This window comes from Streptomyces sp. Mut1, assembly GCF_030719295.1.
In the GTDB taxonomy this organism is placed as follows: Bacteria; Actinomycetota; Actinomycetes; order Streptomycetales; family Streptomycetaceae; genus Streptomyces; species Streptomyces castrisilvae.
The window spans coordinates 1,899,544-1,923,839 of record NZ_CP120997.1 but is presented as its reverse complement, the minus strand read 5'-3'; the positions used below and the strand labels follow the sequence as shown (position 1 = coordinate 1,923,839).

The following is a 24,296-nucleotide window of genomic DNA, read 5'->3' as shown; positions in this document are numbered from 1 at the left end:
GACGGGCGCCCCCGCGCAACGTGGGGGCGCCCGTCCTCCGTCTCAGTACCCGTCACACGTGGCCGTGGCGAACGCCCCGGAGGCCGAGTCCGTGCGCCGCGTACCGTCGTCCACGGTCACCGCGCAGGAGACGTCACCACCGCCCCGGCCCACGCTGACGACGAACGAGCCCCCGCTCATGAACCCCTTCGTGTCCAGCTCCCCGGCCCACGGCAGCGCCCGCAGCGCCAGCCGCCCGGTCGACAGCTCCTCACCCCGCCAGGTGCTGTACGTCAGCACCACGTCCTGGGCGGACCCCGTGACCTCGTACCGGATGTGCACGGTCCGCGAGCCCTCCGAGCGGATCACGTCGGAGAGCACCGCCCAGGCCGCGCCCGCGGCGAGGGCCAGCAGCACGGCGATCATCAGCAGCACCCACGGCCACATCCGCCGCGGGGGAGGCGGCGGCGGGACCGGGTTGCCGGGAGGCGCCTGCTCACTCATCCCCCCAGCCTCGGCGCATCCGCCCGGCACCGCGACCCCGCCGCCGCCCCTCCTCGGCCGTCCGGCTTACAGATAGGGGCGGGTGATCAGCTCGATCGCGTGCCCGGCGGGGTCCTTGAAGTAGACGCCCCGCCCGCCGTGCCCGGTGTTGGTCTCCCCGGGGCGCGTCATCTGCGGATCGGCCCAGTGCTCGATCCCGCCCTCGGTGAGCCGCTGGTAGGCCCGGTCGAACAGTTCGTCGTCGACGAGGAACGCGTAGTGCTGCATCTGGATCTCGACCGGCGGCTCGGCGAACTGGAGCAGCACGCCGTCGGGCAGTTGAATGTTGACGAACGGCCCCCAGGAGGGAGCCTCGTCGACCTCCAGCAGTTCGCGGAAGAACCGCGCGGACGCGTGGCGGTCCCGGGAGGCGATGATGGTGTGATTGAACGAAACGGACATGGGTGAACGACCTCGTGATCTCTTCGTGGCTCGGCACAGTGGGAAACGCACGCTGTACGAGCCCGGGGAGGTCCCCGTGCCAGGCATACGGAACGCGCCGCGAGGCGCGTCCGGAGGGGGCTCAGCCCACCACCGGGTAGCCGTTCCGTGTATGGCCTACAGCCGGTCCGGTGTTCACGGGCACGATCTTAGGGGCCACGGCCGGGGCAGGTACAGTTGTTTGGCGCCCGGGACCGCGCGTACGCGTGTGTGTACATTCCACGCCCTAGCGGGCGGAGCCGAGGAACGCGCCCGAATTCCGGTGGGAGAGAGAGCGAGCGAGCGGATGACGACGACGCCCCGCAACGCCGCCTGCCCGCCGTGACCCGTCACCCCTGAGCCCCGGCTCCACCCGGCACGCCGCCCCGCGCGTCCGCCCCCTCTCGTCCTTGCACGTACCCCCGTACGCCCGCACGCTCCCAGCGACCGGGCGCGCCCGACCGACAGGTACGCCCTCTTGTCTGCTTCTGCGCTCTCCTCCACAGCACGGCTGCGTTCCCTCCGACCGGACTGGCTCTCCGACCCCAAGGTGTGGCGTACGGAGGTCCTCGCCGGTCTGGTCGTCGCGCTCGCCCTGATCCCGGAGGCGATCTCGTTCTCGATCATCGCCGGGGTGGACCCCGCGATCGGCCTGTTCGCCTCCTTCACGATGGCGGTCACGATCTCGGTCGTCGGCGGCCGGCGCGCGATGATCTCCGCAGCGACGGGCGCGGTCGCCCTGGTCATCGCCCCGCTGAACCGCGAGCACGGCTTCGGCTACCTGATCGCGGCCGTGATCCTGGCCGGCCTCTTCCAGATCGTGCTGGGGGCCCTCGGCGTCGCCAGGCTGATGCGGTTCGTCCCGCGCTCCGTGATGGTCGGCTTCGTCAACGCCCTCGCCATCCTGATCTTCATGGCGCAGGTGCCCGAGATGCACGACGTGCCCTGGGCGGTGTACCCGCTGATCGCCGGCGGCCTGCTGCTGATGGTGTTCTTCCCGAAGGTCACCCGGGTGATCCCGGCGCCCCTGGTCTCCATCGCCGTCCTCACCACCATCACCCTGGCGGCGGGCATCGCGGTCCCGAGCGTCGGCGACAAGGGCGACCTGCCCTCCTCGCTGCCGGTCCCCGGCCTGCCCGACGTGCCGTTCACCCTGGACACCCTGACGACCGTCGCCCCCTACGCCCTGGCGATGGCCCTGGTCGGCCTCATGGAATCCCTGATGACCGCCCAGCTGGTGGACGACATCACCGACACCCGCTCCAACAAGACCCGCGAGTCCATCGGCCAGGGCATCGCCAACATCGTCACCGGCTTCTTCGGCGGCATGGGCGGTTGCGCCATGATCGGCCAGACCATGATCAACGTCCGGGTCTCCGGGGCCCGCACCCGCCTCTCCACCTTCCTCGCCGGCTCCTTCCTGATGGTGCTCTGCGTCGCCTTCGGCCCGATCGTCTCCGACATCCCGATGGCGGCGCTGGTCGCGGTCATGGTGATGGTCTCGTTCGCGACGTTCGACTGGCACTCCATCGCCCCGAAGACCCTCCGCCGGCTGCCGGTGGGCGAAACGGCGGTCATGGTCATCACCGTCGCCATCGTGGTCGCCACGTCCAACCTCGCCATCGGCGTCGTCGTCGGCTCCGTCACCGCGATGGTCGTCTTCGCCCGCCGCGTCGCACATCTGGCGGACGTCACCGCGGTCACCGACCCCGACGGCGGCCAGGTCGTCTACTCCGTCACCGGCGAACTCTTCTTCGCCTCCTCCAACGACCTGGTCACCCGCTTCGCCTACGCCACCGACCCGGACAAGGTCGTCATCGACCTCTCCGCCACCCACATCTGGGACGCCTCATCGGTCGCCGCCCTGGACGCGATCGAGACGAAGTACGCCCAGCGCGGCAAGACCGTCGAGATCGTGGGCCTCAACCCGCCGAGCGCTGCCCTGCACGGCACCCTGAGCGGCGAGCTGACGGGCGGGCACTGAGCTACTCGGCGCCCGCCGCGCCCTCCCCGGCCAGCCGCGTGAAGGCGAGGAGCAGGCTGGGAAGGGCGACGGCGGCCGATATCAGGAAGATCGCCTGCGGGTTCCACCACAGCACGATCACCGAAGCGGCCGTGAACCCGCAGACGCTGATGAAGTTGTCGATCATCGTGTCGATGCCCTCGACCCGGCCGAGATACGCGGCCGGAATCCTGCTCATGTACAGGGACGTCACCGACACGTTGTACGGGGCGTTGGCGAGGGCGCTGACGGCGACACCCACCCCCAGCACGTAGATGTTCGGCGCCAGACCCATGACCACCTGGGCCACGCACAGCCCCAGCATCGACAGCGCCATGAGCCGCCCGAGGAACGCCTGTTTCGCCAGCGCGGTGGCCAGCACCGCGGCGATCACGGCGACCGCTCCGTTCAGCGAGTAGAGGTACCCGAGAGCCGAGGCGTGCAGCGCGAAGGTGCGTGCGACGACGAAGATCAGTCCGTAGCTCGTGCAGGCGGTCAGGAACGCGATCCCGTAGGACGCGAGCAGCAGCGCACGGATGTCCTTGCTCCGCCGGATGATCCTGACGCCGTCGGTGAAGTCCGCCCAGTGCCCGCCGCCCCTCTCGTCCTCCTCGCCCGCCGCCGGTCCGGCGTCCACCGGCGGCGGACCCGGCGCCCTCAGCACCCCGCGCAGGCACCGGAGGATCACGGCGGACACGATGAAGGACGCGCTGTCGAGGACGAAGGCGAGACTCGCGGAGCCGGTCGCCAGGGTGATCGCGGCGAGGGCCGGCCCCACGATCTGCACGACCCACTGCCCGGTCTCCATGAACCCGTTGGCGCGCGGCAACCGCTCCTTGCTCACCAGCCGCGGCAGCAGCGAGAACGACGAGCTGTTGAAGAAGACGCCGACGCCGTTGCCCACCGCGATCAGCACGAGAGCGGGAACCGTACGGGAATCGAGCGCGCACCACGCGAGCCCGAGCCCCACCCCCGTACGGACCAGGTCGGAAGCGATGAGCACGTCGTACTTGTCGTAGCGGTCCGCGACGACACCGGACAGACCGCCGAGCAGCATCCCGGGCAGATTCGCCAGCAGCACCACGAGGAGCCGGGCACCGGTGGAGCCCGAAGTGGCGTTGAAGATCCATACGTTGACGGCGAGGAGCCGGAAGGCGTCGCCCAGGGCCGACACGACGAACGACGTGTAGAAGAGACCGAAGGCCGCGTGAGTCCTTCGATCCCGGAGGCCCTCCGCGCCCGTGCCGGCATGTACGGTCATCGAGTCCCCGCCCCCAGGCGCCGGCCGGCATCTTCGTGGCGCACAGGATGCCGAAGGCGGGGTGCGCCCGCAATCGATATTGGCGGCGGCGAGCAGCCTCGGAACCGGCGAGGGCCGCTGCCCCTTCCGGGGTAGCGGCCCTCACTGCCAGTGCTTCGCGCCGGGGCTCCCGCCCCCGCCTCCTAGAGGTCGAAGTACAGCTCGAACTCGTGCGGGTGCGGGCGCAGCTGGATCGGGGCGATCTCGTGGGTGCGCTTGTAGTCGATCCACGTCTCGATCAGGTCGGACGTGAAGACGCCGCCGGCCTGGAGGTACTCGTTGTCCGCCTCCAGGGCGTCCAGGACGGCCGGGAGGGAGGTCGGGACCTGCTGGACGTTGGCGTGCTCCTCGGGAGCCAGCTCGTAGAGGTCCTTGTCGATCGGCTCGGCGGGCTCGATCTTGTTCTTGATGCCGTCCAGGCCGGCCATCAGGAGGGCCGAGAAGGCCAGGTACGGGTTGGACGACGGGTCCGGGGCGCGGAACTCGACGCGCTTGGCCTTCGGGTTGGAGCCGGTGATCGGGATGCGCATCGCGGCGGAGCGGTTGCGCTGCGAGTACACCATGTTGACCGGGGCCTCGAAGCCGGGGACCAGGCGGTGGTAGGAGTTCACCGTCGGGTTGGTGAAGGCCAGCAGCGACGGGGCGTGCTTCAGGATGCCGCCGATGTAGTAGCGCGCCATGTCCGACAGGCCCGCGTAGCCCTGCTCGTCGTAGAACAGCGGGTCGCCGCCGGCCCACAGGGACTGGTGGACGTGCATGCCCGAGCCGTTGTCGCCGAAGATCGGCTTCGGCATGAAGGTCGCGGTCTTGCCGTTGCGCCAGGCGACGTTCTTCACGATGTACTTGAAGAGCATCAGGTCGTCGGCCGCGGCGAGCAGCGTGTTGAACTTGTAGTTGATCTCGGCCTGGCCGCCGGTGCCGACCTCGTGGTGCTGGCGCTCGATCTGAAGGCCGCTGTTCTCCAGCTCCAGGGACATCTCGGCGCGCAGGTCGGCGAAGTGGTCGACCGGCGAGACGGGGAAGTAACCGCCCTTGTAGCGGACCTTGTAACCGCGGTTGTTCTCGATCGCACCGGTGTTCCAGGCGCCGGCCTCGGAGTCGATGTGGTAGAAGCTCTCGTTCGCCGACGTCTGGAAACGGACGTTGTCGAAGACGTAGAACTCGGCCTCGGGACCGAAGTACGCGGTGTCGGCGATGCCGGTCGAGGTGAGGTAGGCCTCGGCCTTCTTGGCCACGTTCCGCGGGTCACGGCTGTACTGCTCGCCGGTGATCGGGTCGTGGATGAAGAAGTTGATGTTGATGGTCTTGTCGCGGCGGAAGGGGTCGACGCGGGCGGTCGACAGGTCCGCGCGCAGCGCCATGTCGGACTCGTGGATGGCCTGGAAGCCGCGGATCGACGAGCCGTCGAAGGCAAGCTCGTCGGCCGGGTTGAAGGTCGCCGCCGGCACGGTGACGTGCTGCATCACACCGGGCAGGTCACAGAACCGGACATCGATGAACTTGACGTCGTTGTCGGCGATGAACTTCTTCGCGTCGTCGGCGTTCTGGAACATCCAACTCCTCCTACTCCCGGCCCGGGAGGGACGGGGTTGCAGCTCGTTGTGTGACCAGTGCGGTGGCACACGCTGGACCCGACCATAGGCAGACCGGATTTCTCAAGCATGACCCAATTGTTTCGCCGAAGTTAACCGAGCCGGGTGCGACAGGCGGTCGAACGGCCCCCCGGCCGCCTTCGTGCCGGGGTCCGGCGGGTTTCCCGGCTGTCTCACCCGGATGTCCGGGGAATGGGACGACACCCGCCGGGGAAGACGCGCGGGCGCGCGCAGTACCGTGGTCGGGTGGACAACAGGCAAGCAATCGGATCGTGGCTCTCCGGGCCGCGCGCGGCCGCCGAGGAGATGGGCGCCGACTTCGGGTACCGGGGCAAGCGGCTCGGCCTCCCCGAGCAGGGACCGGGGGCCATCGCCCCGCTCGGCCGGCGCTTCGGAGCCCTCTTCATCGACTGGGCCCTGTGCCTGCTGATCGCATACGGACTGTTCGCTCGCGGTGACCAGCAGTCCGCGGGCAACTGGGCGCTCGGCATCTTCCTCGTCATGAGCGTGCTCACCCTCGGCACCATCGGCTGCACCCCCGGCAAGCGCCTCATGGGCATCCGCGTCATCGCCGAGGACGGCGGCCGCCTCGGCCTCGTACGCGTCCTCATCCGCAGCGTGCTGCTCTGCCTGGCGATCCCGGCCCTCGTCTGGGACCGCGACGGCCGCGGCCTCCACGACCGCCTCGCCCGCGCGGTCCAGGTCCGTCTCTGAGCCGTACGAAGCGCGAAGAGGGCGGGGCCGTGAACCACGAGGTTCACGGCCCGGCCCTCTCGCTGTCGGGGCTGGGCGCGGCTCCTACTAAAATTCCGGTCGGAATGAGAATTCGGTCTATCAGGGAGAAGCGCTGTGCCCTTGGTGTCTGTCGTGATGCCGGTGTACAACTCGGCAGTCACTCTCGGTGCTGCGGTCCGGTCGGTGCTCACCCAGACGCACAGCGATCTGGAGCTGCTGGTCACCGATGACCAGTCCTCCGACGGGTCCATGGACCTGCTGGAGGAATTCGCCCGGCAGGACGAACGCGTCCGCCCGGAAGCGGCCCCGGAGCGGGGCGGTGCGGGCCGGGCTCGCAACCTCGCCATGGAGCGGGCCAACGGGGACTACATCGCCTTTCTCGACAGTGACGACATGTGGCTGCCGGAAAAGCTGGAGCGGCAACTCGCGTTCGCGGCGACGGCGCGGGCACCTCTGACATTCACGGCCTACTACAAGATGGACGCCGACCATGTCGGTGAGAGCTCCGATTTCGAGCCGAATGGGCGCATCGTCCCCGTCCAGGAACGCGTCGACTACCGCGCGATGCTGCTTCAGGACCACATCGGTGCGCTGACCGCCATGTACGACCGCACGGTCCTCGGGACGAGGCTGATGCCGGAGATGCCCAAGCGCCAGGATTACGCCCTGTGGCTGTCCATCATGCGTGACGGGTTCGATGCCGCGGGGCTCCCGGAGCCGCTGGCCGTGTACAGGGCCCAGCGCCCGGGATCGCTGTCCTCGAACAAGCTGTCACTCATCCCGTACAACTGGGCCCTGTACCGGGAGCACGAACAGCTGTCGGTGCCCCGGTCGACGCGGGCGCTGGCAGGGGCCGCCTGGCACTCGCTGCGCAAGAGGCGGATCTAGGGCCCGGCCCGGCTCCGGATACATATGAAGCCTGTGACAGGACGCCGACGGCGTCCTGTCACAGGCTTCATGGGGTGGAGACGACCGCCGTGAACCGGCGGCTAGCGAGCGCGGGGCGGGCGGCCGGCGCCCCCGCGGCCGGGGAGGGGGCCCTTCGGCAGCGGCATGTTGCTCATCAGGTCGCCCATCGCGCGCAGCCGGTCGTTGGCGGCGGTGACCTGGGGGCCGGTCAGTACGCGCGGCAGCTTCAGCATCTTGGTGCGCACCTTCTTCAGCGGCACCTGGCCCTCGCCGTCGCCGACGATGATGTCGTGGACGGGGACGTCGACGACGATGCGGGCCATCCGCTTCTTCTCGGCCGCGAGCAGGCTCTTCACCCGGTTCGGGTTGCCCTCGGCGACCAGCACGATGCCCGCCTTGCCCACAGAGCGGTGGACGACGTCCTGGTTGCGGTTCATCGCGACCGCGGGCGTCGTCGTCCAGCCGCGGCCCACGCGGTCCAGCACCGCGGCCGCGGCGCCGGGCTGGCCCTCCATCTGCCCGAAGGCCGCGCGCTCGGCGCGCCGTCCGAAGACGATCGCCATCGCGAGGAGGGCGAGCACGAAGCCCAGGATGCCCAGGTAGATCGGGTGGTCGATCAGGAAACCGATCGCGAGGATGACACCGAAGGTGACGATTCCCACACCCGCGACCACAAGACCGATCTTGGTGTCGGTCCGCCTGGTCATCTTGTAGGTCAGGGCGATCTGCTTGAGCCGCCCCGCGTTCTCGGCGCTGTCCGCGCCTTCAGTGGTGTTTGCCTTCCTCGCCATGCAAGGAAGTTTACGTGGCCCGGGAACGACGGGCGGCCACGGCCTCCCGTTCCAGCGCGTAGCCGGATTCGGCCCGGTCCTTGGCCCGGCGGCGGTCCTCCAGGACGGCCGTCCAGGCGTTGCGGCGAGCGGTGCGCTGGCCGCTGCTCAGCAGCAGCGACTCGACGGCGCGGAGGGCATCGGTGACGGTCGGGATGACGGTGGCGCGTACCGGCGCGGCCTGCATCGTGGAAGTCCCCTCAAAACGATGTGCGTGTGCTGCGCGGACTGGAGACGGGGCGCAGGGTCGGCGGTGGCGGTCGAAGTCACCGCGCTGCGCGTTCATCCAGCGTCACTGTCCGGTGTTACCAGCGCATGACCGGTCGGTCAAACACCAATGAAACCCTGATATCGGCGCCGCGCACGCCGACGCGGTCCGTCCGCGCCCCGGTGGCCTCTCGGACCTGCGAGGAGTGGAAGGACCGCGTCGGTGCGGCCATTACTCGGCGGTAGCCGCTTGTGCGCGATTTCACACAGGGGCGGTCGCGCGGTGCTTACGCGGAGGGCGCCGCGACCTGGGCCCCGCGCCGGTCCATCGCCTGCTGGAACAGCCGGCCCGCGCGGTAGGAGGAGCGGACCAGCGGCCCGGACATCACGCCCGAGTAGCCGATCGCGTCGGCCTCGTCCTTCAGCTCCACGAACTCGTGCGGCTTCACCCAGCGCTCGACCGGGTGGTGGCGCGGGGACGGCCGCAGGTACTGGGTGATCGTGATGAGCTCGCAGCCCGCGTCATGCAGGTCCCGGAGAGCCTGGCTGACCTCCTCGCGGGTCTCGCCCATGCCGAGGATCAGGTTGGACTTGGTCACCAGACCGGCCTCGCGGGCCCGGGTGATGACCTCCAGGGAGCGTTCGTAGCGGAAGCCGGGACGGATCCGCTTGAAGATGCGCGGCACCGTCTCCACGTTGTGCCCCAGCACCTCCGGGCGCGAGGAGAAGACCTCGGCGAGCTGCTCGGGCTCGGCGTTGAAGTCGGGGATCAGCAGCTCGACCTTGGTGTGGCCGCCCTCCCGCTCCGCCGTCTGCGCGTGGATCTGGCGCACGGTCTCCGCGTACAGCCAGGCGCCGCCGTCCTCCAGGTCGTCGCGGGCGACGCCGGTGATCGTGGCGTAGTTCAGGTCCATCGTGACGACCGACTCGCCGACGCGGCGGGGCTCGTCCCGGTCCAGCGCCTGCGGCTTGCCCGTGTCGATCTGGCAGAAGTCACAACGCCGGGTGCACTGGTCGCCGCCGATGAGGAACGTGGCCTCGCGGTCCTCCCAGCACTCGAAGATGTTGGGGCAGCCGGCCTCCTGGCACACCGTGTGCAGGCCCTCGCTCTTGACGAGTTTCTGCAGCTGGTTGTACTCGGGGCCCATCTTGGCCCGGGTTTTGATCCACTCGGGCTTGCGCTCGATGGGGGTCTGGCTGTTCCGGACCTCAAGGCGCAGCATCTTGCGCCCGTCAGGTGCGACAGACACTCCGGCACTCCCCTTTGCTTTCACTGCATTGGATTCTTCGGCGAACACCAGGGTACGCCCGTAGTTCATTCGGCTTTACGTCTGCCCAACCTGGGGGCGGCAGGGCCTATTCCCGGAGGCGTGTTCCGTGGGTCACGCCGTGGCCATGGCGTCGTCGGCGCGGGCGACGACGCGCGGGGCGGGTTCGGCGTTCTCCAGGATGTCGCGCAGGTGCTTCTCGACGACCGGGAGGACCTCGGCGATGGTGATGTCGCGGCCGAGTTCGTACGCGAGCGAGGTGACGCCCGCGTCCCGGATGCCGCAGGGCACGATCCGGTCGAACCAGGTGTTGTCCGGGTTCACGTTGAACGAGAAGCCGTGCATGGTCACGCCCTTGGCGACCCGGATGCCGATCGCGGCCAGCTTGCGGTCCTCGCGGCGCTGGCCGGCGTTGGACGGGGCGTACTCCGGACCGTTGAGCCGGGGGTCGAACTCGTCGTCCTGCACGCGCGGGTCGAAGTCGAGGGTGAGGCCGCCGGCGGCGGGGCGCTGCTCGACCGGGTCGCCCAGGACCCAGACACCGCTGCGCCCCTCGACCCGGGTGGTCTCGACGCCGAACTCGGCGGCGGTGCGGATCAGCGCCTCCTCCAGGCGGCGCACGTGCGCGACGACGTCCACCGGGCGGGGGAGCTTCTGGATCGGGTAGCCGACGAGCTGGCCGGGGCCGTGCCAGGTGATCTTGCCGCCGCGGTCCACGTCGATGACCGGGGTGCCGTCCAGGGGGCGCTCGCTGTCGGCCGTGCGCCGGCCCGCTGTGTAGACGGGCGGGTGTTCCAGGAGCAGGCAGGTGTCGGGGACGCTGTCCTCGAACCGTGCCGCGTGCACCTCGCGCTGCTTCTGCCAGGCCTCCTGGTAGTCGACGGCGTCCTCGCCGAAACCCAGACGGACGAACCGGAGCTCAGTCACGACAGCAGCCTCTCTACTCGCGGTGCCGTGGTCCGGAGGGTTTCCCCGGCACCGCGTCACCCTGCACGAATCGCGCCCGAGCCACTGTACGACCGTCGGGGGAGCGGGGGACGGGCAGGTCTTTCCCGTCAGCACCGCCCGCAATCCTCACACGATCGGATGAATGTGGAGCAAAGGAGACCGGGGCCGCCCCGCCGACAGTTAAATTCGCGCCGTTCGTCAGAGGAGGCCCTGAGGGCTGCCCGCCCGGCCCAGAAGGCAGGAGACCCTACAGCTGATGTCGGAACGACCCCCGCAGCGCACCCCCAACCGTCGGCTCGCCTCACTCATCACCGAGGCCGGATTCTCCAACGCCGGCCTCGCCCGCCGGGTGGATCAGCTCGGCCTCGAACACGGCCTCGACCTGCGGTACGACAAAACCTCCGTGACCCGTTGGCTGCGCGGCCAGCAGCCCCGGGGCACCACCCCCGCGCTGATCGCCGAGGTCTTCACCCGGCGGCTCGGCCGCCGGCTCTCCGCACAGGACCTGGGCCTGGACGCCTGCGCCCCCGTCTACGCGGGGCTCGAGTTCGCCGCCACGCCCGCCGAGGCGGTCGACATCGTCAGCGGACTGTGGCGCAAGGACTCCGGCAGCCACGCCGAGCTGCGGAAGATCGCCTTCACCCCGGCGGGCCTGGTCGTCCCCAGCCGGGACTGGCTGATCGGCCGGGCGGACGAGTGGGTCGGCCGGGGCGGCCCCGTGAGCCCGGTCCGGACCGGTGGCGCGGGCCGGGCCGCGAGCGGCGCCCCGGCCCCCGCCGCCTCCCGCGGTGCCTCCGGGCCGTACGCGGCACACGGCCCCGCGCCCGGCGCCCTGCCCGGCGTGCCCGAACAGGGCGGGGCCCCGGGCACCGGCCGGCACGGCGTCCGGGGGCCCGCGCCCTCCAGGCCCGGCGGGCCGCCCGCCCCGCCCGGTGCCCCGGCCGTCGTCGTGCCCGGCGCCCCCGGCGTTCCCCGGCAGCGGCAGACCGAACGGGGCTCCGGACTGCGGGTCGGTGACGGGGACGTCGCCGCCCTGCGCTCGGTCGCCGAGCTGTTCCGCACCCTGGACCACGCCTACGGCGGCGGTCACGCCCGGCAGGCCCTCGTCCGGTACCTGGAGCACGAGACGGAGCCGATGCTGCGCGGCACGTACACGGAGGCCACCGGCCGGCGCCTGTTCGCGGCCGCCGCCGACCTGACCCGGCTGGCCGGCTGGACCTCGTACGACATCGCCGCCCACGGGCTCGCCCAGCGCTACTTCGTGCAGGCCCTGCGGCTCTCCCAGGCCGCCGGGGACCGCGCCTACGGCAGCTACGTCCTCATCACCATGAGCCGCCAGGCGGTCTATCTCGCGCACGGCCGGGAGGCGGTCCAGCTGGCCCGGGTCGCCCAGCAGGGCATCGGTTCCGCCGCCCCCCACGCCGTCCTCGCCCTGCTGCACGCGGTCGAGGCGCGCGGCCACGCGGTGCTCGGGGACGCCAAGGCGTGCACCGCCTCGCTCGCGCGGGCCGAACGGGCGCTGGAGACGGCCCGCCCCGGTGACGAGGTGCCGCACTGGGCGCGCCACTTCGACGAGGCGCAGCTCGCCGACGAGTTCGGCCACTGCCACCGCGACCTCCAGCAGTACCGGCCCGCCGCCCAGCACGCGGAGCGCTCGCTCCAGCTGCGCGCCCCCGCGTACGCCCGCAGCAGGCTGTTCTGCCGGGTGGTGCTGGCCTGCGCCCGGCTCGGTCTCGGTGAGCTGGAGCAGGCCTGCCGGCTGGGTGCGGAGGCCGCCCAGCAGGCCGCCGAGATGCGTTCGGTGCGGGCCACGGAGTACGTCCGCGACTTCGAGCGGCGGCTCGAACCCTTCCGGGACGCGGCGGCCGTGCGCGGCTACCGCGAACGGGTCGCCGCGCTGGGCTGAGGCGTCAGGCGGCCCGGGGGAGCACCGCCCCGCCCCCGGCGGCCGGCCGTACGCCGAGGTCGCTCAGGATCGAGACGGCGGCCCGGCGGCCGGACGCCAGGGCGCCCCGGACCGTGCCGGTGTCGCGGTGGTCGCCGCACACGTACAGGCCCGCGAGCACCCGGACCGGGCGGGCCGGGTCGTGCGGCGGCGTCATCGCGGGCACCGCCTCCGGGTCGTGGTGGGCGGCCAGCAGTTCCCAGTCGTCGGTGGGCACGCCGTAGAGCGCGGCGAGGTGGGCGCGGACCGCGCGGTCGAGGCCGGGGGGCGGGGTGCCGAGCACGGTGGAGCTGATCAGGGTCCGGCCGCGCGGGGCGCGGGCCGGGTCGACCTCGCTCATCACCGCGGTGTGCGCGACCGGGCCCGAGCGGTCGGCGTCCAGCACCAGTGAGGCACCGGTCGGCGGGGGAGCGGGGGCGGTGTGGTGGAGCACCGTCACGGGGTGGAAGGACGGCATGCGCAGGCCCGGCAGCAGTTCGGCCGCGGCGCTCGCGCCGGTCGCGATCAGCAGGGAGCGGCAGCCCAGTTCGCCGTGTTCCTTGGTGCGGACCGAGGTGATGTCGGCGGAGGTGACGTGCACGCCGCTGCGTACGGTGCCGGGCGGCAGGGAAGCCGCGAGGAGTTCGGGCAGGGTGCCCGCCCCGCCCTCCGGTACGCACAGCCGCCCGCTCGCGTAGGTGCGCAGGGCGAGGTCGGCGTACCTGCTGGAGGTGGCGAGGTCCGGGTCGCTGAGCAGCGCGGTGAGCAGGGGGCGTACGAAGCCGTTGAGCGTACGGGCGGACAGCCGGCCGGACAGGGCGTCGAGTGCGGCGCGTTCGGGCCGGGCGAGGATGCGGGCCGGCGGGGTGGCGGCGAGGCGGGCCAGCGCCACGCCGAGCCGTGCGTGGTCGATCGCGCCGCCCATGGCTCCGGTGAGGGCGCCCGCCCGTGGCGGCCTGGGGGCGCTCGCGAGGGCGCGCGCCGCTTTCAACGCGCCCCGTGCGCTGCGTGGGCCCTGAGCGCCGCGTGTCTCCCCGGTCCGGTGGCGGCGGCCCTCGCTGTGGACGAGGACGCCGGGAGCGAAGGTACGCAGGACGAGACCGTCGAGACCGGGCGTCGTGCGCAGCTCCGGGTAGGCGGTGTTGAGCAGCGGACCGACCCGGTCGAGGCGGAACCCGTCCACCTCGTCGGTCGTCATCCGGCCGCCGACGCCGGGGCCGGCCTCCAGGACGCTGACACCGACTCCCGCGCTGGTCAGATGGTGGGCCGCTGACAGGCCGGCGATTCCGGCCCCGATGATGACGACGTCCGCGTGGTGTGCCGTGCTGAGCACGTGCCCTCCCCGATTCGGCGCGATTGGTGGGGGGCTCTTGCCCTCGACCGCCCACCGGAATGCGTGTGTTCATCAGGAGGCTAGGAGAGTGGCCCGATCGTGCGCAGTCGCGCGCGTACGGGGGCACCGGTGCACGGGGTCGCACACCCTTCCGAGGCTTGGTGCGGGTGGTGCGGGAGGTTCAGCGCAGGGCCGCGCGGATGGCGGCGTCGATGCCGGGGAAGGCGTACGAGAAGCCCGAGTCCAGCAGCCGCGCGGGCAGCACCCGCTGACTGCCCAGCACGTCCCCGGCGAACTCGCCCAGCGCGATCCGCAGCGCCGGCGCGGGCGCCGTGAACAGAGTGGGCCGCCGCAGGACCCGCCCCATCGCGGCCGTCACCTCGGCGTTGGTGACGGGCGCCGGGCCGGTCAGGTTCACCGGGCCGGACAGCTCCGGGGTGTCCAGGATGTGCCGCAGCGCCGCGATGTGATCGTGCAGCGCGATGAAGCTCCAGTACTGCCGCCCGTTGCCCAGCCGGCCGCCGAGCCCGGCCCGGAACAGCGGGAAGAGCCGGCCCCAGGCGCCGCCCTCCCGGGCGACCACCAGTCCGGTGCGGGCGTGCACCGTACGCACCCCGGCCTCCTCGGCGGCGGCCGTGGCCTCCTCCCACTCCACGCACACCGACGGCAGGAAACCCTCGCCCGGCGGCGCGTCCTCGTCGATCGCGCGGTCCGCGGTGTCGCCGTAGAAGCCGATCGCCGACCCGGACAGGAGCACGGCGGGCGGGGTGTCCAGGGAGGCGACGGCGTCCGCGATGGCGGCGGTCCCCAGCACCCGGCTGTCCCGGATCTCCTTCTTGTACGCCTCGGTCCAGCGGTGGTCGCCCACCCCGGCGCCCGCGAGGTGCACGACCGCGTCGCAGCCCACCAGACCGGCCACGTCGACATAGCTCCGCCGGGGGTCCCACTCCACCTCGTCACCGGCCCGCGCCGGGCGGCGGACCAGTCGGACCACCTCGTGCCCGTCGGCCCGCAGCGAGCGCACCAGCGCCGCTCCGATGAGTCCGGTCGATCCGCTGACGGCGATACGGGAGTGCGGCATGGCACCCATCCTGCCCCATGGACCCCGCCCGGCACCGCCGTGGCACAGTGGCGGCCATGACCGAGTCACCCGCCGCCGCAGCCCCTGCCGTCCGCCGCGCCGTCCCGCAGGACGGCCCCGCACTCGGCGAACTGGACCGGGCCACCTGGTCGACGCTGCACTCCGTGCAGCCGCGCCCGCAGCCGCCCTACGAACCGTTCTTCGACGAGCGGCACCCGCCCCAGGACATCCTGGTGGCCGAGGCGGTGAACGAGGCGGGGGTTTGGGGCCTGGCCGGATACATCCGGGTGGTGCCGCCCACCCCGCTGGCCTGCAACGCGCACGTCCGTCAGATACAGGGCCTCGCCGTCGCCGACTGGGCGCGCGGCCGGGGCGTCGGGCGCGCGCTCGTCCGGGCCGGCTGCCTCGCGGCGCGCGGCGAGGGCGCGAACCGGATGACCCTGCGGGTCCTCGGCCACAACGCGCCGGCCCGCGCGCTGTACGAGGCGGAGGGCTTCACCGTCGAGGGTGTGCTGCGCGGCGAGTTCTTCCTGGACGGGCGGTACGTGGACGACGTGATGATGGGCCGGCCGCTCGCCCCGTGACCCGCGCGGCGCTCAGTGGCCGAACCGCTCCCACAGCGCGGGCAGCCGGGCCGCCGGCGCCGCGTCGTCGCCGGGGTCCAGCGGTGTGCCCTCCGGCTCCTCGGCCTGCGGCGGCAGCCCCAGGTCGGGCGCGACCAGGCCGGTGAGCTGCTCGTACGCCTCGTCGGCCGCGTATCCCAGCTCCTCCGCGTCCCCGTCCAGCTCCTCGTCGAAGTCGTCCAGCAGCTCGGCCAGGCTGTCCGGGTCGTGCACCGCGCCCTCGAAGACCTCCCGGCCCCGGCCGATCAGCCAGCAGCGGAAGTAGTCGAAGGCGTCCTCGTCGGCCCCGCCGAGCAGCACGGCGGCGGCGGCCCACAGGTCCCAGCGGTAGGCGCGGTTGAAGCGGGCCTCGAAGTGCCGGGCGAAGTCCAGCACGGAATCGGGATCGAGCCGCACCAGCCGTTCGACCAGCAGGTCGGCATGGTCCTCGGGGTCGCCGTCGGCGGCCTCGCGGGTGCTGTCGACCAGCTCCCAGAACTCCGTCTCGTCCATCACGGGTCCAGCATCTGCCCTGGGCGCGGGCCACGCACGCCCAGTCACCGCGACGGGGCTCAGGACGCGCCCCGGTAGAGCGCGTGCAGCCGGGCGGCGGCGGCCGCGAACCCGGCGCGCAGGGCCGCGGGTTCCAGCACCTCCAACTCCGGCCCGAGGCCCATCAGCTGGCCGCGGGCGACGTCCAGGGACTCGACCGGCAGGGTGACCGTGACCCATCCGTCGGCGCCGGGCGGCCCCGCCGCCTCCAGCGCCTCCCGCGCGGCGGCCCGGTCCACGGCGTGCGGCAGCAGACGCACTCCCGTCTCCGAGAGCCGTACCGTCACCCGCGCCCGCAGCAGCGACCGGGCGAACTCGGCCGACCGCTCCGCCCAGAAGGAGGGCAGGTCGAAGCCCTCGTCCCGGACGAACGGCGTGTCCGAGACGGTCGCGGCGGTGAACCGGTCGATCCGGTACACCCGGAAGTCGTCGCCCGCGCGGGCGCACAGGTACCAGACCCCGGCCTTCAGGACGAGGCCGTAGGGTGCCAGCTCCCGTTCCGCCCCGGTCTCCCGGCCGGCCCGCCGGTAGCGGGCGAGGAGCAGGCGGTCGCGCCACACGGCCTCGGCCACGGCGGGCAGCAGCTCGGGCGCGACCGGCTCCTGGTACCAGGCGGGCGCGTCCAGGTGGAAGCGGCGGCCCGCCCCGGCGGGGGCGTCCCGCAGGGCGGGCGTCAGGGCCGCCGAGACCTTCAGGCGGGCGGCGGACGCGGCGTCCGCGAGGCCCATCTCGCGCAGGGCCGACGGCAGGCCGGACAGGAAGAGCGCCTCGGCCTCGTCCCGGGCGAGCCCGGTCAGCCCGGTGCGGTACCCGCCGACGAGCCGGTAGCCGCCCGCCCGGCCGCGTTCCGCGTACACCGGGACACCGGCCTCGGACAGGGCCCGGGCGTCCCGGGTGACGGTCCGCTCGGACACCTCCAGCTCCGCGGCGAGCCCGGCTGCGGTCATACCGGGGCGGGCCTGGAGGAGCAGCACCATTCTGATCAGCCGGGCAGCACGCATACGGCCATTGTGGCCGTACGGAAAACGGGACGAGCCCGCCTCGCGCACGGGGCGCGGGACGGGCTCGACCGTGCGTGAGGTCAGAGACCGTACCGGTCCCGGGCCTCCTTGACCGCCGTTGCCGGGACCTCGCCGCGGCGGGCCAGCTGGGCCAGGACCGCGACCACGACGGACTGGGCGTCGACACCGAAGTGGCGGCGGGCCGCGTCACGGGTGTCGGAGATCCCGAAGCCGTCCGTGCCGAGCGAGGACCAGTCCTGCTCGACCCACTGGCTGATCTGGTCCGGCACCGCGCGCATCCAGTCGCTGACCGCGAGGACCGGACCCGGCGCGCCCTCCAGCGCCTGCGTCACGTACGGCACCCGCTGCTCACCGCGGAGCAGCGCCTCGTCGCACTCCAGCGCCTCCCGGCGCAGCTCGCCCCACGAGGTCGCGGACCAGACGTCGGCCGTGACACCCCAGTCGGCGGCGAGCAGCTCCTGGGCCTCCAGGGCCCAGTGGATCGCCGTACCGGAGGCCAGCAGCTGGGCGCGCGGCGCGTCCGCCCTGGCGGGCGTGCCCTCCTTGAAGCGGTAGAGGCCCTTGACGATGCCCTCCTCGACGCCTTCCGGCATCGCGGGCTGCGGCTTCGGCTCGTTGTAGACCGTCAGGTAGTAGAAGACGTCCTCGGCGTCGGGGCCGTACATCCGGCGCAGACCGTCCTGGACGATCACCGCGATCTCGTACGCGAACGCCGGGTCGTAGTTGAGCGACGCCGGGTTCGTGGCCGCGATCAGGTGCGAGTGGCCGTCCGCGTGCTGGAGGCCCTCACCCGTCAGCGTCGTACGGCCGGCGGTCGCGCCGACCACGAAGCCGCGGCCGAGCTGGTCGCCGAGCTGCCAGAACTGGTCGCCCGTACGCTGCCAGCCGAACATCGAGTAGAAGATGTAGAACGGGATCATCGGCTCGCCGTGCGTCGCGTACGACGTGGCGGCGGCGATGAAGTCGGCCATGGCGCCGGCCTCGGTGATGCCCTCGTTGAGGACCTGGCCGTCCTTGGCTTCCTTGTAGTACATCAGCTGGTCGCGGTCGACCGGGTCGTACGTCTGGCCGAGCGGCGAGTAGATGCCGGCCGACGGGAACAGCGCCTCCATGCCGAAGGTCCGGGCCTCGTCGGGGACGATCGGGACCCAGCGCTTGCCGGTCTGCTTGTCCCGCATCAGGTCCTTGACCAGGCGGACGAAGGCCATCGTGGTGGCCAGCTCCTGTTTGCCGGAGCCCTTCTTCAGCGCGGCGAACGCGCGCTCCTCGGGCGTCGGCAGCGCCACCGCGTGCACCCGGCGGGCCGGGGCGGGGCCGCCGAGGGCGGCGCGGCGCTCCTGGAGGTAGCGGACCTCGGGGGAGTCGGCGCCCGGGTGGGCGTAGGGCACCAGGCCCTCGTCCAGCTTCGCGTCCGGGATCGGCAGGTCGAGCAGGTCGCGCATGGCGCGGAACTGCTTGCCGTCCAGCTTCTTCATCTGGTGGTTGGCGTTGCGCGACTCGAAGCCGGGGCCGAGCGTGTAGCCCTTCACGGTCTGCGCCAGGATCACCGTCGGCGCGCCCTTGTGCGCCAGGGCCGCCCGGTACGCCGCGTAGACCTTGCGGGCCTCGTGGCCGCCGCGCGAGGTGTGGAAGCACTCGGCGATCTTCGCGTCGGTGAGCAGCTTCGCCAGCTCGGCGAGGGCGGGCTCGGCGCCGAAGAAGTGCTCGCGGATGTAGGCGACGTCGCGGGTGGCGTACGTCTGGAACTGCGCGTCCGGGACCTCGCGGAGCCGGCGTACCAGCGCACCCGTGGTGTCGAGCTGGAACAGCTCGTCCCAGGCGGTGCCCCAGAGCGTCTTGACGACGTTCCAGCCGGCGCCGCGGAAGGCGCCTTCCAGCTCCTGGACCACGCGGAAGTTGGCGCGGACCGGGCCGTCGAGGCGCTGGAGGTTGCAGTTGATGACGAAGGTCAGGTTGTCGAGCTGCTCACGGGCCGCGAGGGCGAGGGCGGCGGTCGACTCGGGCTCGTCCATCTCGCCGTCGCCCAGGAAGGCCCAGACGTGCGAGTTCGACGTGTCCTTGATGTTGCGGTTGGCCAGGTAGCGGTTGAAGCGCGCCTGGTAGATCGCCGAGAGCGGGCCGAGGCCCATCGAGACGGTCGGGAACTCCCACAGCCAGGGCAGCCGCCGCGGGTGCGGGTAGGACGGCAGGCCGTTGCCGCCCGCCTCCTGGCGGAAGTTGTCGAGCTGCTGCTCGTCGAGCCGGCCGTCGAGGAAGGCGCGGGCGTAGATGCCGGGGGAGGCGTGGCCCTGGATGTACAGCTGGTCGCCGGAGCCCTCGCCCTCCTTGCCGCGGAAGAAGTGGTTGAAGCCGGTCTCGTACAGCCAGGCCGCCGAGGCGAAGGTGGCGATGTGGCCGCCGACGCCGAAGCGCGAGCCGCGGGTGACCATCGCGGCCGCGTTCCAGCGGTTCCACGCGGTGATCTTCGACTCCATCTCCAGGTCACCGTCGAAGGCGGGCTCCGCGGCGGTCGGGATGGAGTTGATGTAATCGGTCTCCAGCAGCTTGGGCAGCGCGAGACCGGCGCCCTCGGCGTGCTGGAGCGACCGGCGCATCAGGTACGCGGCGCGGTGCGGGCCCGCGGCCTTGGTGACGGCATCCAGGGAGGCCGCCCATTCAGCGGTCTCCTCCGGGTCGCGGTCCGGGAGCTGGTCGAGCTCGCTCGGAAGCTTTCCTACGGGGTCGGTCATGATCGCCGCCTTCCGGTGAGGAGGGGGGTGGAGAAGTCCCTGACTGGCAGGACAGGGCGATGGGGCCGGTGGGCCCGCGAAGTGAACTGTAAGTCGCCGATCGATGATCGATCAAAGGATGAAAGGAAAAACTTCTCGTTCTGAAGAAAGTGGCATGCCGTGCCATGAAATGGGGCACCGAGTGACGGGATTTAGCAGGCAAAAGGGGCGCTGACCTGCACGGTTGAGCACCCCTCGTGACAGATGCGTCACCGGCCCGGCGCGGGGCTCAGGCGCGCGGCGCGCAGCCCAGCACGTGCGCCTTGACCAGGGTCCCTATGTCCGGGTCCTTGCGCAGGAAGGCGTCGATGAGCGCCTCGTGCTCCTCGGCGTACGACTTCTGCACCGTCCCCAGCCAGCGGATCGACAGCGCCGTGAACACCTCGATGCCCAGCCCCTCCCAGGTGTGCAGCAGCACCGCGTTGCCCGCCGCCCGCACCATCTCGCGGTGGAAGGCGACCGTGTGGCGCACCTGCGCCTCGCCGTCCGCCAGCCGGTCCGCCTCGTAGAGCGCCGCCACGTGCGGGGCCAGCAGCGAGCAGTCCTCGCCGAGCCCGGGGGCCGCCAGCTCGGCGGCGATCTGCTCCAGACCGGCCCGTACGGGGTAGCTCTCCTCCAGATCGGCGGCCGTGAGGTTGCGGACCCGGACGCCCTTGTTGGGCGCCGACTCGATCAGCCGCAGCGTCTCCAGCTCCCGCAGCGCCTCGCGCACGGGCGTCTGGCTGACCTCCAGCTCGGTGGCGATGCGCCGCTCCACGATCCGCTCGCCCGGCTTCCAGCGCCCGCTGACGATCCCCTCCACGATGTGCTCGCGGATCTGTTCGCGCAGCGAGTGGACGACGGGCGGGGTCATGACGGGCTCCTTCGGACAGACCGGTACGCCTGCACCGGCACGGTGGCCGGGGCGACCGGTGGTGTCTAGACAATACGGCGGCGCCCCCGCCCGGGAGTGTTCCGGACGGGGGCGCCGATCGTGAGGCTGGTTACAGGCCGAGCTCGACCTCGAACTCGCCGGCCTCCAGGATCGCCTTGACCGCGGTCAGGTAGCGGGCGGCGTCCGCGCCGTCCACCAGACGGTGGTCGTAGGAGAGCGAGAGGTACGTCATGTCGCGGACACCGATGACGGTGCCCTCCTCGGTCTCGATGACCGCCGGACGCTTGACGGTGGCGCCGATGCCCAGGATGGCTGCCTGGTTCGGCGGCACGATGACGGTGTCGAACAGCGCACCGCGCGAGCCGGTGTTGCTGATGGTGAAGGTGGCACCGGACATGTCGTCCGGCGTCAGGCCGCCACCGCGGGCCTTGCCGGCCAGCTCGGCGGTCTTCTTCGAGATACCGGCGATGTTGAGGTCGCCCGCGCCCTTGATGACCGGGGTCATCAGGCCCTTCTCGGCGTCCACGGCGATGCCGATGTTCTCCGAGTCGAAGTACGTGATCGTGCCTTCGTCCTCGTTGATCCGGGCGTTGATGACCGGGTGGGCCTTCAGCGCCTGGGCGGCGGCCTTGACGTAGAACGGCATCGGGGAGAGCTTGACGCCCTCGCGGGCCGCGAAGCCGTCCTTCGCCTTGTTGCGCAGCTTCATCAGCTTGGTGACGTCGACCTCGACGACCGAGGTCAGCTGGGCCTGCGAGTGCAGCGCCTTCATCATGTTGTCGCCGATGACCTTGCGCATGCGGGTCATCTTGACCGTCTGACCGCGCAGCGGGGAGGCCTCCAGCTTCGGCGCCTTGGAGGCGGCGGCACGGCCCCCGGCAGTCACGGCGGCGGGCGCCGGGGCGGCAGCGGCGGCCTTGGCGGCCTCCGCGGCGGCCACCACGTCCTGCTTGCGGATACGGCCACCGACGCCGGTGCCCTTGACCGAGCCCAGGTCGACGCCGTTCTCGGCGGCGAGCTTGCGGACCAGCGGCGTGACGTACGCGCCGTCGTCACCGGAGGTCGCGGCCGGGGCGGCCGGAGCCTGAGCGGCCGGAGCCGGAGCCGGGGCAGCCGGAGCCGCGGGCGCCGGAGCGGCCGGTGCCGGGGCCGCCGGAGCCGGAGCGGGCGCGGCGGGTGCCGGCGCGGGGGCGGCCGGAGCGGCGGGCGCCGGAGCCGGAGCCGCCGGAGCCGGTGCGGGGGCGGCCGGGGCCGGGGCCGGAGCGGCGGCCGGGGCGGCACCGGGCGCACCGATGACGGCGAGCTTGGCGCCGACCTCGGCGGTCTCGTCCTCGGCGACGACGATCTCCAGCAGCACGCCGGAGACCGGGGCCGGGATCTCGGTGTCGACCTTGTCCGTGGAGACCTCCAGGAGGGGCTCGTCCTCCGTGACCTCCTCGCCGATCTCCTTCAGCCAGCGGGTGACGGTGCCCTCGGTGACGCTCTCGCCGAGCGCCGGCAGGGTGACGTCGGTACCGGAGGCGGAGGAGGCGCCGGCGGTGGCCTCGGCGCTCGGCGCCTCGGCCGGGGCCTGGGTCTCGGTCGACGGGGCGGCCGGGGCCTCGGTGGCGGCCGGGGCGGGGACCGCGGCCGGCTCGGCGGCCGGGGCGGCCTCGGCGGCCGGAGCGCCCGAGCCGTCGTCGATGACGGCCAGCTCGGCGCCGACCTCGACGGTCTCGTCCTCGGCGACCTTGATGGCGGAGAGGATGCCGGAGGCGGGGGCCGGGATCTCGGTGTCGACCTTGTCGGTCGACACCTCGAGCAGCGGCTCGTCGGCCTCGACGCGCTCGCCCTCGGCCTTCAGCCAGCGGGTGACAGTGCCCTCGGTGACGCTCTCTCCGAGCGCCGGCAGGGTTACGGAAACCGACATGGTTTCAGTTGCTCCTAACGAAAATGCGGAAGTGGTCGGTCGTCGCGCCCGGTCGACTGGTCAGTCGTGGGAGTGCAGGGGCTTGCCGGCCAGGGCCAGGTGGGCCTCGCCGAGCGCCTCGCTCTGGGTCGGGTGGGCGTGGATGAGCTGGGCGACCTCGGCCGGCAGCGCCTCCCAGTTGTAGATCAGCTGGGCTTCGCCGACCTGCTCGCCCATACGGTCACCGACCATGTGGACGCCGACCACGGCACCGTCCTTGACCTGGACGAGCTTGATCTCGCCCGCGGTCTTGAGGATCTTGCTCTTGCCGTTGCCCGCGAGGTTGTACTTCAGCGCGACGACCTTGTCCGCGCCGTAGAGCTCCTTGGCCTTGGCCTCGGTGATACCGACGGAGGCGACCTCGGGGTGGCAGTACGTCACCCGGGGAACACCGTCGTAGTCGACCGGGACGGTCTGCAGACCGGCCAGTCGCTCCGCCACGAGGATGCCCTCGGCGAAGCCGACGTGCGCCAGCTGGAGCGTCGGGACCAGGTCGCCGACGGCGGAGATCGTCTCCACGTTGGTCCGCATGTACTCGTCGACCAGGACGTAGCCGCGGTCCATGGCGACCCCGGCCTCCTCGTAGCCCAGGCCCTGCGAGACCGGGCCGCGGCCGATGGCGACCAGCAGCACCTCCGCCTCGAAGGTCTTGCCGTCGGCGAGGGTCACCCGGACGCCGTCCTGTGTGTACTCGGCGCTCTGGAAGAACGTGCCGAGGTTGAACTTGATGCCGCGCTTGCGGAACGCGCGCTCCAGGAGCTTCGAGCTGTTCTCGTCCTCGACCGGGACGAGGTGCTTCAGGCCCTCGATGATCGTCACGTCGGTGCCGAACGAGGTCCACGCGGAGGCGAACTCGACGCCGATGACGCCGCCGCCCAGCACGATCGCGGACTTCGGCACGCGGTCCAGCTTCAGCGCGTGGTCCGAGGAGATGATGCGGTTGCCGTCGATCTCCAGGCCCGGGAGCGACTTCGGCACGGAGCCGGTCGCCAGGAGCACGTGGCGGCCCTGGACGCGCTGGCCGTTCACGTCCACCGAGGTGGGGGAGGAGAGCCGGCCCTCACCCTCGATGTAGTGCACCTTGCGGGAGGCGACGAGACCCTGGAGACCCTTGTACAGGCCCGAGATCACGTCGTCCTTGTACTTGTGGACGGCCGCCATGTCGACGCCCTCGAAGGTGGCCTTGACGCCGAACTGGCCGGCCTCGCGGGCCTGGTCCGCGATCTCGCCCGCGTGCAGCAGGGCCTTCGTGGGGATGCAGCCGTTGTGCAGGCAGGTGCCGCCGACCTTGCCCTTCTCGATCAGAGCGACGTCCAGGCCCAGCTGCGCTCCGCGCAGGGCCGCGGCATACCCGCCGCTGCCACCGCCGAGGATCACTAGGTCGAAAACGGTGCTGGCGTCGTTCGCCACGTCACGTCCTCCATGCATGTGCGCCGTACGCCGGGCCCCGTCCTCGGGG

General features: G+C 71.9%; 21 protein-coding genes. 5 read left to right on the top strand and 16 right to left on the bottom strand.

What is annotated here, in order from left to right; translation table 11 throughout:
* Nucleotides 1-42 precede the first annotated feature (42 nt).
* Both P8A18_RS08150 and P8A18_RS08145 read right to left on the bottom strand, forming a co-directional pair.
* A complete protein-coding gene (locus P8A18_RS08150; RefSeq protein ID WP_306053099.1) occupies nucleotides 43-483 on the bottom strand; it encodes a hypothetical protein in 441 nt (146 codons plus the stop codon).
* Between the two features lie 66 nt (nucleotides 484-549).
* A complete protein-coding gene (locus P8A18_RS08145; protein WP_306053097.1) occupies nucleotides 550-924 on the bottom strand; it encodes a VOC family protein in 375 nt (124 codons plus the stop codon).
* A 496-nt stretch (nucleotides 925-1,420) separates the two neighbouring features.
* Here P8A18_RS08145 and P8A18_RS08140 point away from each other — a divergent pair, with 496 nt between their 5' ends.
* Nucleotides 1,421-2,926: a SulP family inorganic anion transporter gene (locus P8A18_RS08140; protein ID WP_306053095.1), complete on the top strand. Its 1,506-nt coding sequence runs from the start codon at nucleotides 1,421-1,423 to the stop codon at nucleotides 2,924-2,926.
* Nucleotide 2,927: 1 nt separating this feature from the next.
* Here the strand turns inward: P8A18_RS08140 and P8A18_RS08135 are convergent, their stop codons facing one another.
* Nucleotides 2,928-4,205 carry an MFS transporter gene (locus P8A18_RS08135; protein WP_306053093.1) on the bottom strand — a complete coding sequence of 426 codons (1,278 nt, stop codon included), beginning with the start codon at nucleotides 4,203-4,205 and terminating at the stop codon, nucleotides 2,928-2,930.
* Between the two features lie 182 nt (nucleotides 4,206-4,387).
* On the bottom strand, nucleotides 4,388-5,797 hold the full coding sequence (gene glnA / locus P8A18_RS08130; RefSeq protein WP_306053091.1) for a type I glutamate--ammonia ligase: 1,410 nt from the start codon (nucleotides 5,795-5,797) through the stop codon (nucleotides 4,388-4,390).
* 285 nt (nucleotides 5,798-6,082) lie between these two features.
* On the opposite strand from glnA, the gene P8A18_RS08125 reads away from it, so the two are divergent.
* Nucleotides 6,083-6,550, top strand: a complete 468-nt coding sequence (locus P8A18_RS08125; RefSeq protein ID WP_026249337.1) for an RDD family protein — start codon at nucleotides 6,083-6,085, stop codon at nucleotides 6,548-6,550.
* 135 nt (nucleotides 6,551-6,685) lie between these two features.
* Entirely contained in the window at nucleotides 6,686-7,459 is a 774-nt protein-coding gene (locus tag P8A18_RS08120; RefSeq protein ID WP_306053088.1) for a glycosyltransferase family 2 protein, read from the top strand.
* A 101-nt stretch (nucleotides 7,460-7,560) separates the two neighbouring features.
* Here P8A18_RS08120 and P8A18_RS08115 read toward each other — a convergent pair whose 3' ends face one another.
* The 4 genes from P8A18_RS08115 to lipB all read right to left on the bottom strand — a co-directional run bounded on the left by P8A18_RS08115 (nucleotide 7,561) and on the right by lipB (nucleotide 10,712).
* Nucleotides 7,561-8,271, bottom strand: a complete 711-nt coding sequence (locus tag P8A18_RS08115; protein WP_306053086.1) for a DUF4191 domain-containing protein — start codon at nucleotides 8,269-8,271, stop codon at nucleotides 7,561-7,563.
* Nucleotides 8,272-8,281: 10 nt separating this feature from the next.
* Nucleotides 8,282-8,497: an SCO2195 family GlnR-regulated protein gene (locus tag P8A18_RS08110; protein WP_018550176.1), complete on the bottom strand. Its 216-nt coding sequence runs from the start codon at nucleotides 8,495-8,497 to the stop codon at nucleotides 8,282-8,284.
* 307 nt (nucleotides 8,498-8,804) lie between these two features.
* Entirely contained in the window at nucleotides 8,805-9,740 is a 936-nt protein-coding gene (lipA, locus tag P8A18_RS08105) for a lipoyl synthase (RefSeq protein ID WP_306060752.1), read from the bottom strand.
* Nucleotides 9,741-9,899: 159 nt separating this feature from the next.
* Nucleotides 9,900-10,712, bottom strand: a complete 813-nt coding sequence (lipB, locus tag P8A18_RS08100; RefSeq protein ID WP_306053084.1) for a lipoyl(octanoyl) transferase LipB — start codon at nucleotides 10,710-10,712, stop codon at nucleotides 9,900-9,902.
* A gap of 277 nt (nucleotides 10,713-10,989) precedes the next feature.
* Here lipB and P8A18_RS08095 point away from each other — a divergent pair, with 277 nt between their 5' ends.
* The gene (locus P8A18_RS08095) at nucleotides 10,990-12,639 is read left to right on the top strand and encodes an NsdA family TPR-like regulatory protein (RefSeq protein ID WP_306053083.1); all 1,650 of its coding nucleotides are present in this window, start codon (nucleotides 10,990-10,992) and stop codon (nucleotides 12,637-12,639) included.
* A gap of 4 nt (nucleotides 12,640-12,643) precedes the next feature.
* Here the strand turns inward: P8A18_RS08095 and P8A18_RS08090 are convergent, their stop codons facing one another.
* Entirely contained in the window at nucleotides 12,644-13,990 is a 1,347-nt protein-coding gene (locus tag P8A18_RS08090; RefSeq protein ID WP_306053081.1) for an NAD(P)/FAD-dependent oxidoreductase, read from the bottom strand.
* Nucleotides 13,991-14,171: 181 nt separating this feature from the next.
* A complete protein-coding gene (locus tag P8A18_RS08085; RefSeq protein ID WP_306053079.1) occupies nucleotides 14,172-15,071 on the bottom strand; it encodes a TIGR01777 family oxidoreductase in 900 nt (299 codons plus the stop codon).
* A 56-nt stretch (nucleotides 15,072-15,127) separates the two neighbouring features.
* Here P8A18_RS08085 and P8A18_RS08080 point away from each other — a divergent pair, with 56 nt between their 5' ends.
* Entirely contained in the window at nucleotides 15,128-15,655 is a 528-nt protein-coding gene (locus tag P8A18_RS08080; RefSeq protein WP_306053078.1) for a GNAT family N-acetyltransferase, read from the top strand.
* A gap of 12 nt (nucleotides 15,656-15,667) precedes the next feature.
* On the opposite strand, the gene P8A18_RS08075 is transcribed toward P8A18_RS08080, so the two are convergent.
* From P8A18_RS08075 to lpdA, 6 genes are all read right to left on the bottom strand, one after another.
* On the bottom strand, nucleotides 15,668-16,186 hold the full coding sequence (locus P8A18_RS08075; protein WP_306060750.1) for a DUF4240 domain-containing protein: 519 nt from the start codon (nucleotides 16,184-16,186) through the stop codon (nucleotides 15,668-15,670).
* A gap of 59 nt (nucleotides 16,187-16,245) precedes the next feature.
* Nucleotides 16,246-17,226: a helix-turn-helix transcriptional regulator gene (locus P8A18_RS08070; protein WP_306053077.1), complete on the bottom strand. Its 981-nt coding sequence runs from the start codon at nucleotides 17,224-17,226 to the stop codon at nucleotides 16,246-16,248.
* An 80-nt stretch (nucleotides 17,227-17,306) separates the two neighbouring features.
* Complete coding sequence (aceE, locus tag P8A18_RS08065; protein WP_306053075.1) at nucleotides 17,307-19,976, bottom strand: pyruvate dehydrogenase (acetyl-transferring), homodimeric type; 2,670 nt, start codon at nucleotides 19,974-19,976, stop codon at nucleotides 17,307-17,309.
* A 268-nt stretch (nucleotides 19,977-20,244) separates the two neighbouring features.
* Entirely contained in the window at nucleotides 20,245-20,868 is a 624-nt protein-coding gene (locus tag P8A18_RS08060) for a GntR family transcriptional regulator (protein WP_136320625.1), read from the bottom strand.
* A gap of 130 nt (nucleotides 20,869-20,998) precedes the next feature.
* Entirely contained in the window at nucleotides 20,999-22,798 is a 1,800-nt protein-coding gene (gene sucB / locus P8A18_RS08055) for a 2-oxoglutarate dehydrogenase, E2 component, dihydrolipoamide succinyltransferase (RefSeq protein ID WP_306053073.1), read from the bottom strand.
* 60 nt (nucleotides 22,799-22,858) lie between these two features.
* On the bottom strand, nucleotides 22,859-24,247 hold the full coding sequence (gene lpdA, locus P8A18_RS08050) for a dihydrolipoyl dehydrogenase (RefSeq protein WP_306053071.1): 1,389 nt from the start codon (nucleotides 24,245-24,247) through the stop codon (nucleotides 22,859-22,861).
* Nucleotides 24,248-24,296: the final 49 nt, after the last annotated feature.

Bases quoted from the DNA above. Each gene is read 5' to 3' on its own strand.
- P8A18_RS08150 (WP_306053099.1), bottom strand. From the start codon at position 483: ATGAGTGAGCAGGCGCCTCCCGGCAACCCGGTCCCGCCGCCGCCTCCC.
- P8A18_RS08145 (WP_306053097.1), bottom strand. From the start codon at position 924: ATGTCCGTTTCGTTCAATCACACCATCATCGCCTCCCGGGACCGCCAC.
- P8A18_RS08135 (WP_306053093.1), bottom strand. From the start codon at position 4,205: ATGACCGTACATGCCGGCACGGGCGCGGAGGGCCTCCGGGATCGAAGG.
- glnA (WP_306053091.1), bottom strand. From the start codon at position 5,797: ATGTTCCAGAACGCCGACGACGCGAAGAAGTTCATCGCCGACAACGAC.
- P8A18_RS08115 (WP_306053086.1), bottom strand. From the start codon at position 8,271: ATGGCGAGGAAGGCAAACACCACTGAAGGCGCGGACAGCGCCGAGAAC.
- P8A18_RS08110 (WP_018550176.1), bottom strand. From the start codon at position 8,497: ATGCAGGCCGCGCCGGTACGCGCCACCGTCATCCCGACCGTCACCGAT.
- lipA (WP_306060752.1), bottom strand. From the start codon at position 9,740: ATGCTGCGCCTTGAGGTCCGGAACAGCCAGACCCCCATCGAGCGCAAG.
- P8A18_RS08095 (WP_306053083.1), top strand. From the start codon at position 10,990: ATGTCGGAACGACCCCCGCAGCGCACCCCCAACCGTCGGCTCGCCTCA.
- P8A18_RS08085 (WP_306053079.1), bottom strand. From the start codon at position 15,071: ATGCCGCACTCCCGTATCGCCGTCAGCGGATCGACCGGACTCATCGGA.
- P8A18_RS08080 (WP_306053078.1), top strand. From the start codon at position 15,128: ATGACCGAGTCACCCGCCGCCGCAGCCCCTGCCGTCCGCCGCGCCGTC.
- P8A18_RS08075 (WP_306060750.1), bottom strand. From the start codon at position 16,186: ATGGACGAGACGGAGTTCTGGGAGCTGGTCGACAGCACCCGCGAGGCC.
- P8A18_RS08070 (WP_306053077.1), bottom strand. From the start codon at position 17,226: ATGCGTGCTGCCCGGCTGATCAGAATGGTGCTGCTCCTCCAGGCCCGC.
- aceE (WP_306053075.1), bottom strand. From the start codon at position 19,976: ATGACCGACCCCGTAGGAAAGCTTCCGAGCGAGCTCGACCAGCTCCCG.
- P8A18_RS08060 (WP_136320625.1), bottom strand. From the start codon at position 20,868: ATGACCCCGCCCGTCGTCCACTCGCTGCGCGAACAGATCCGCGAGCAC.
- sucB (WP_306053073.1), bottom strand. From the start codon at position 22,798: ATGTCGGTTTCCGTAACCCTGCCGGCGCTCGGAGAGAGCGTCACCGAG.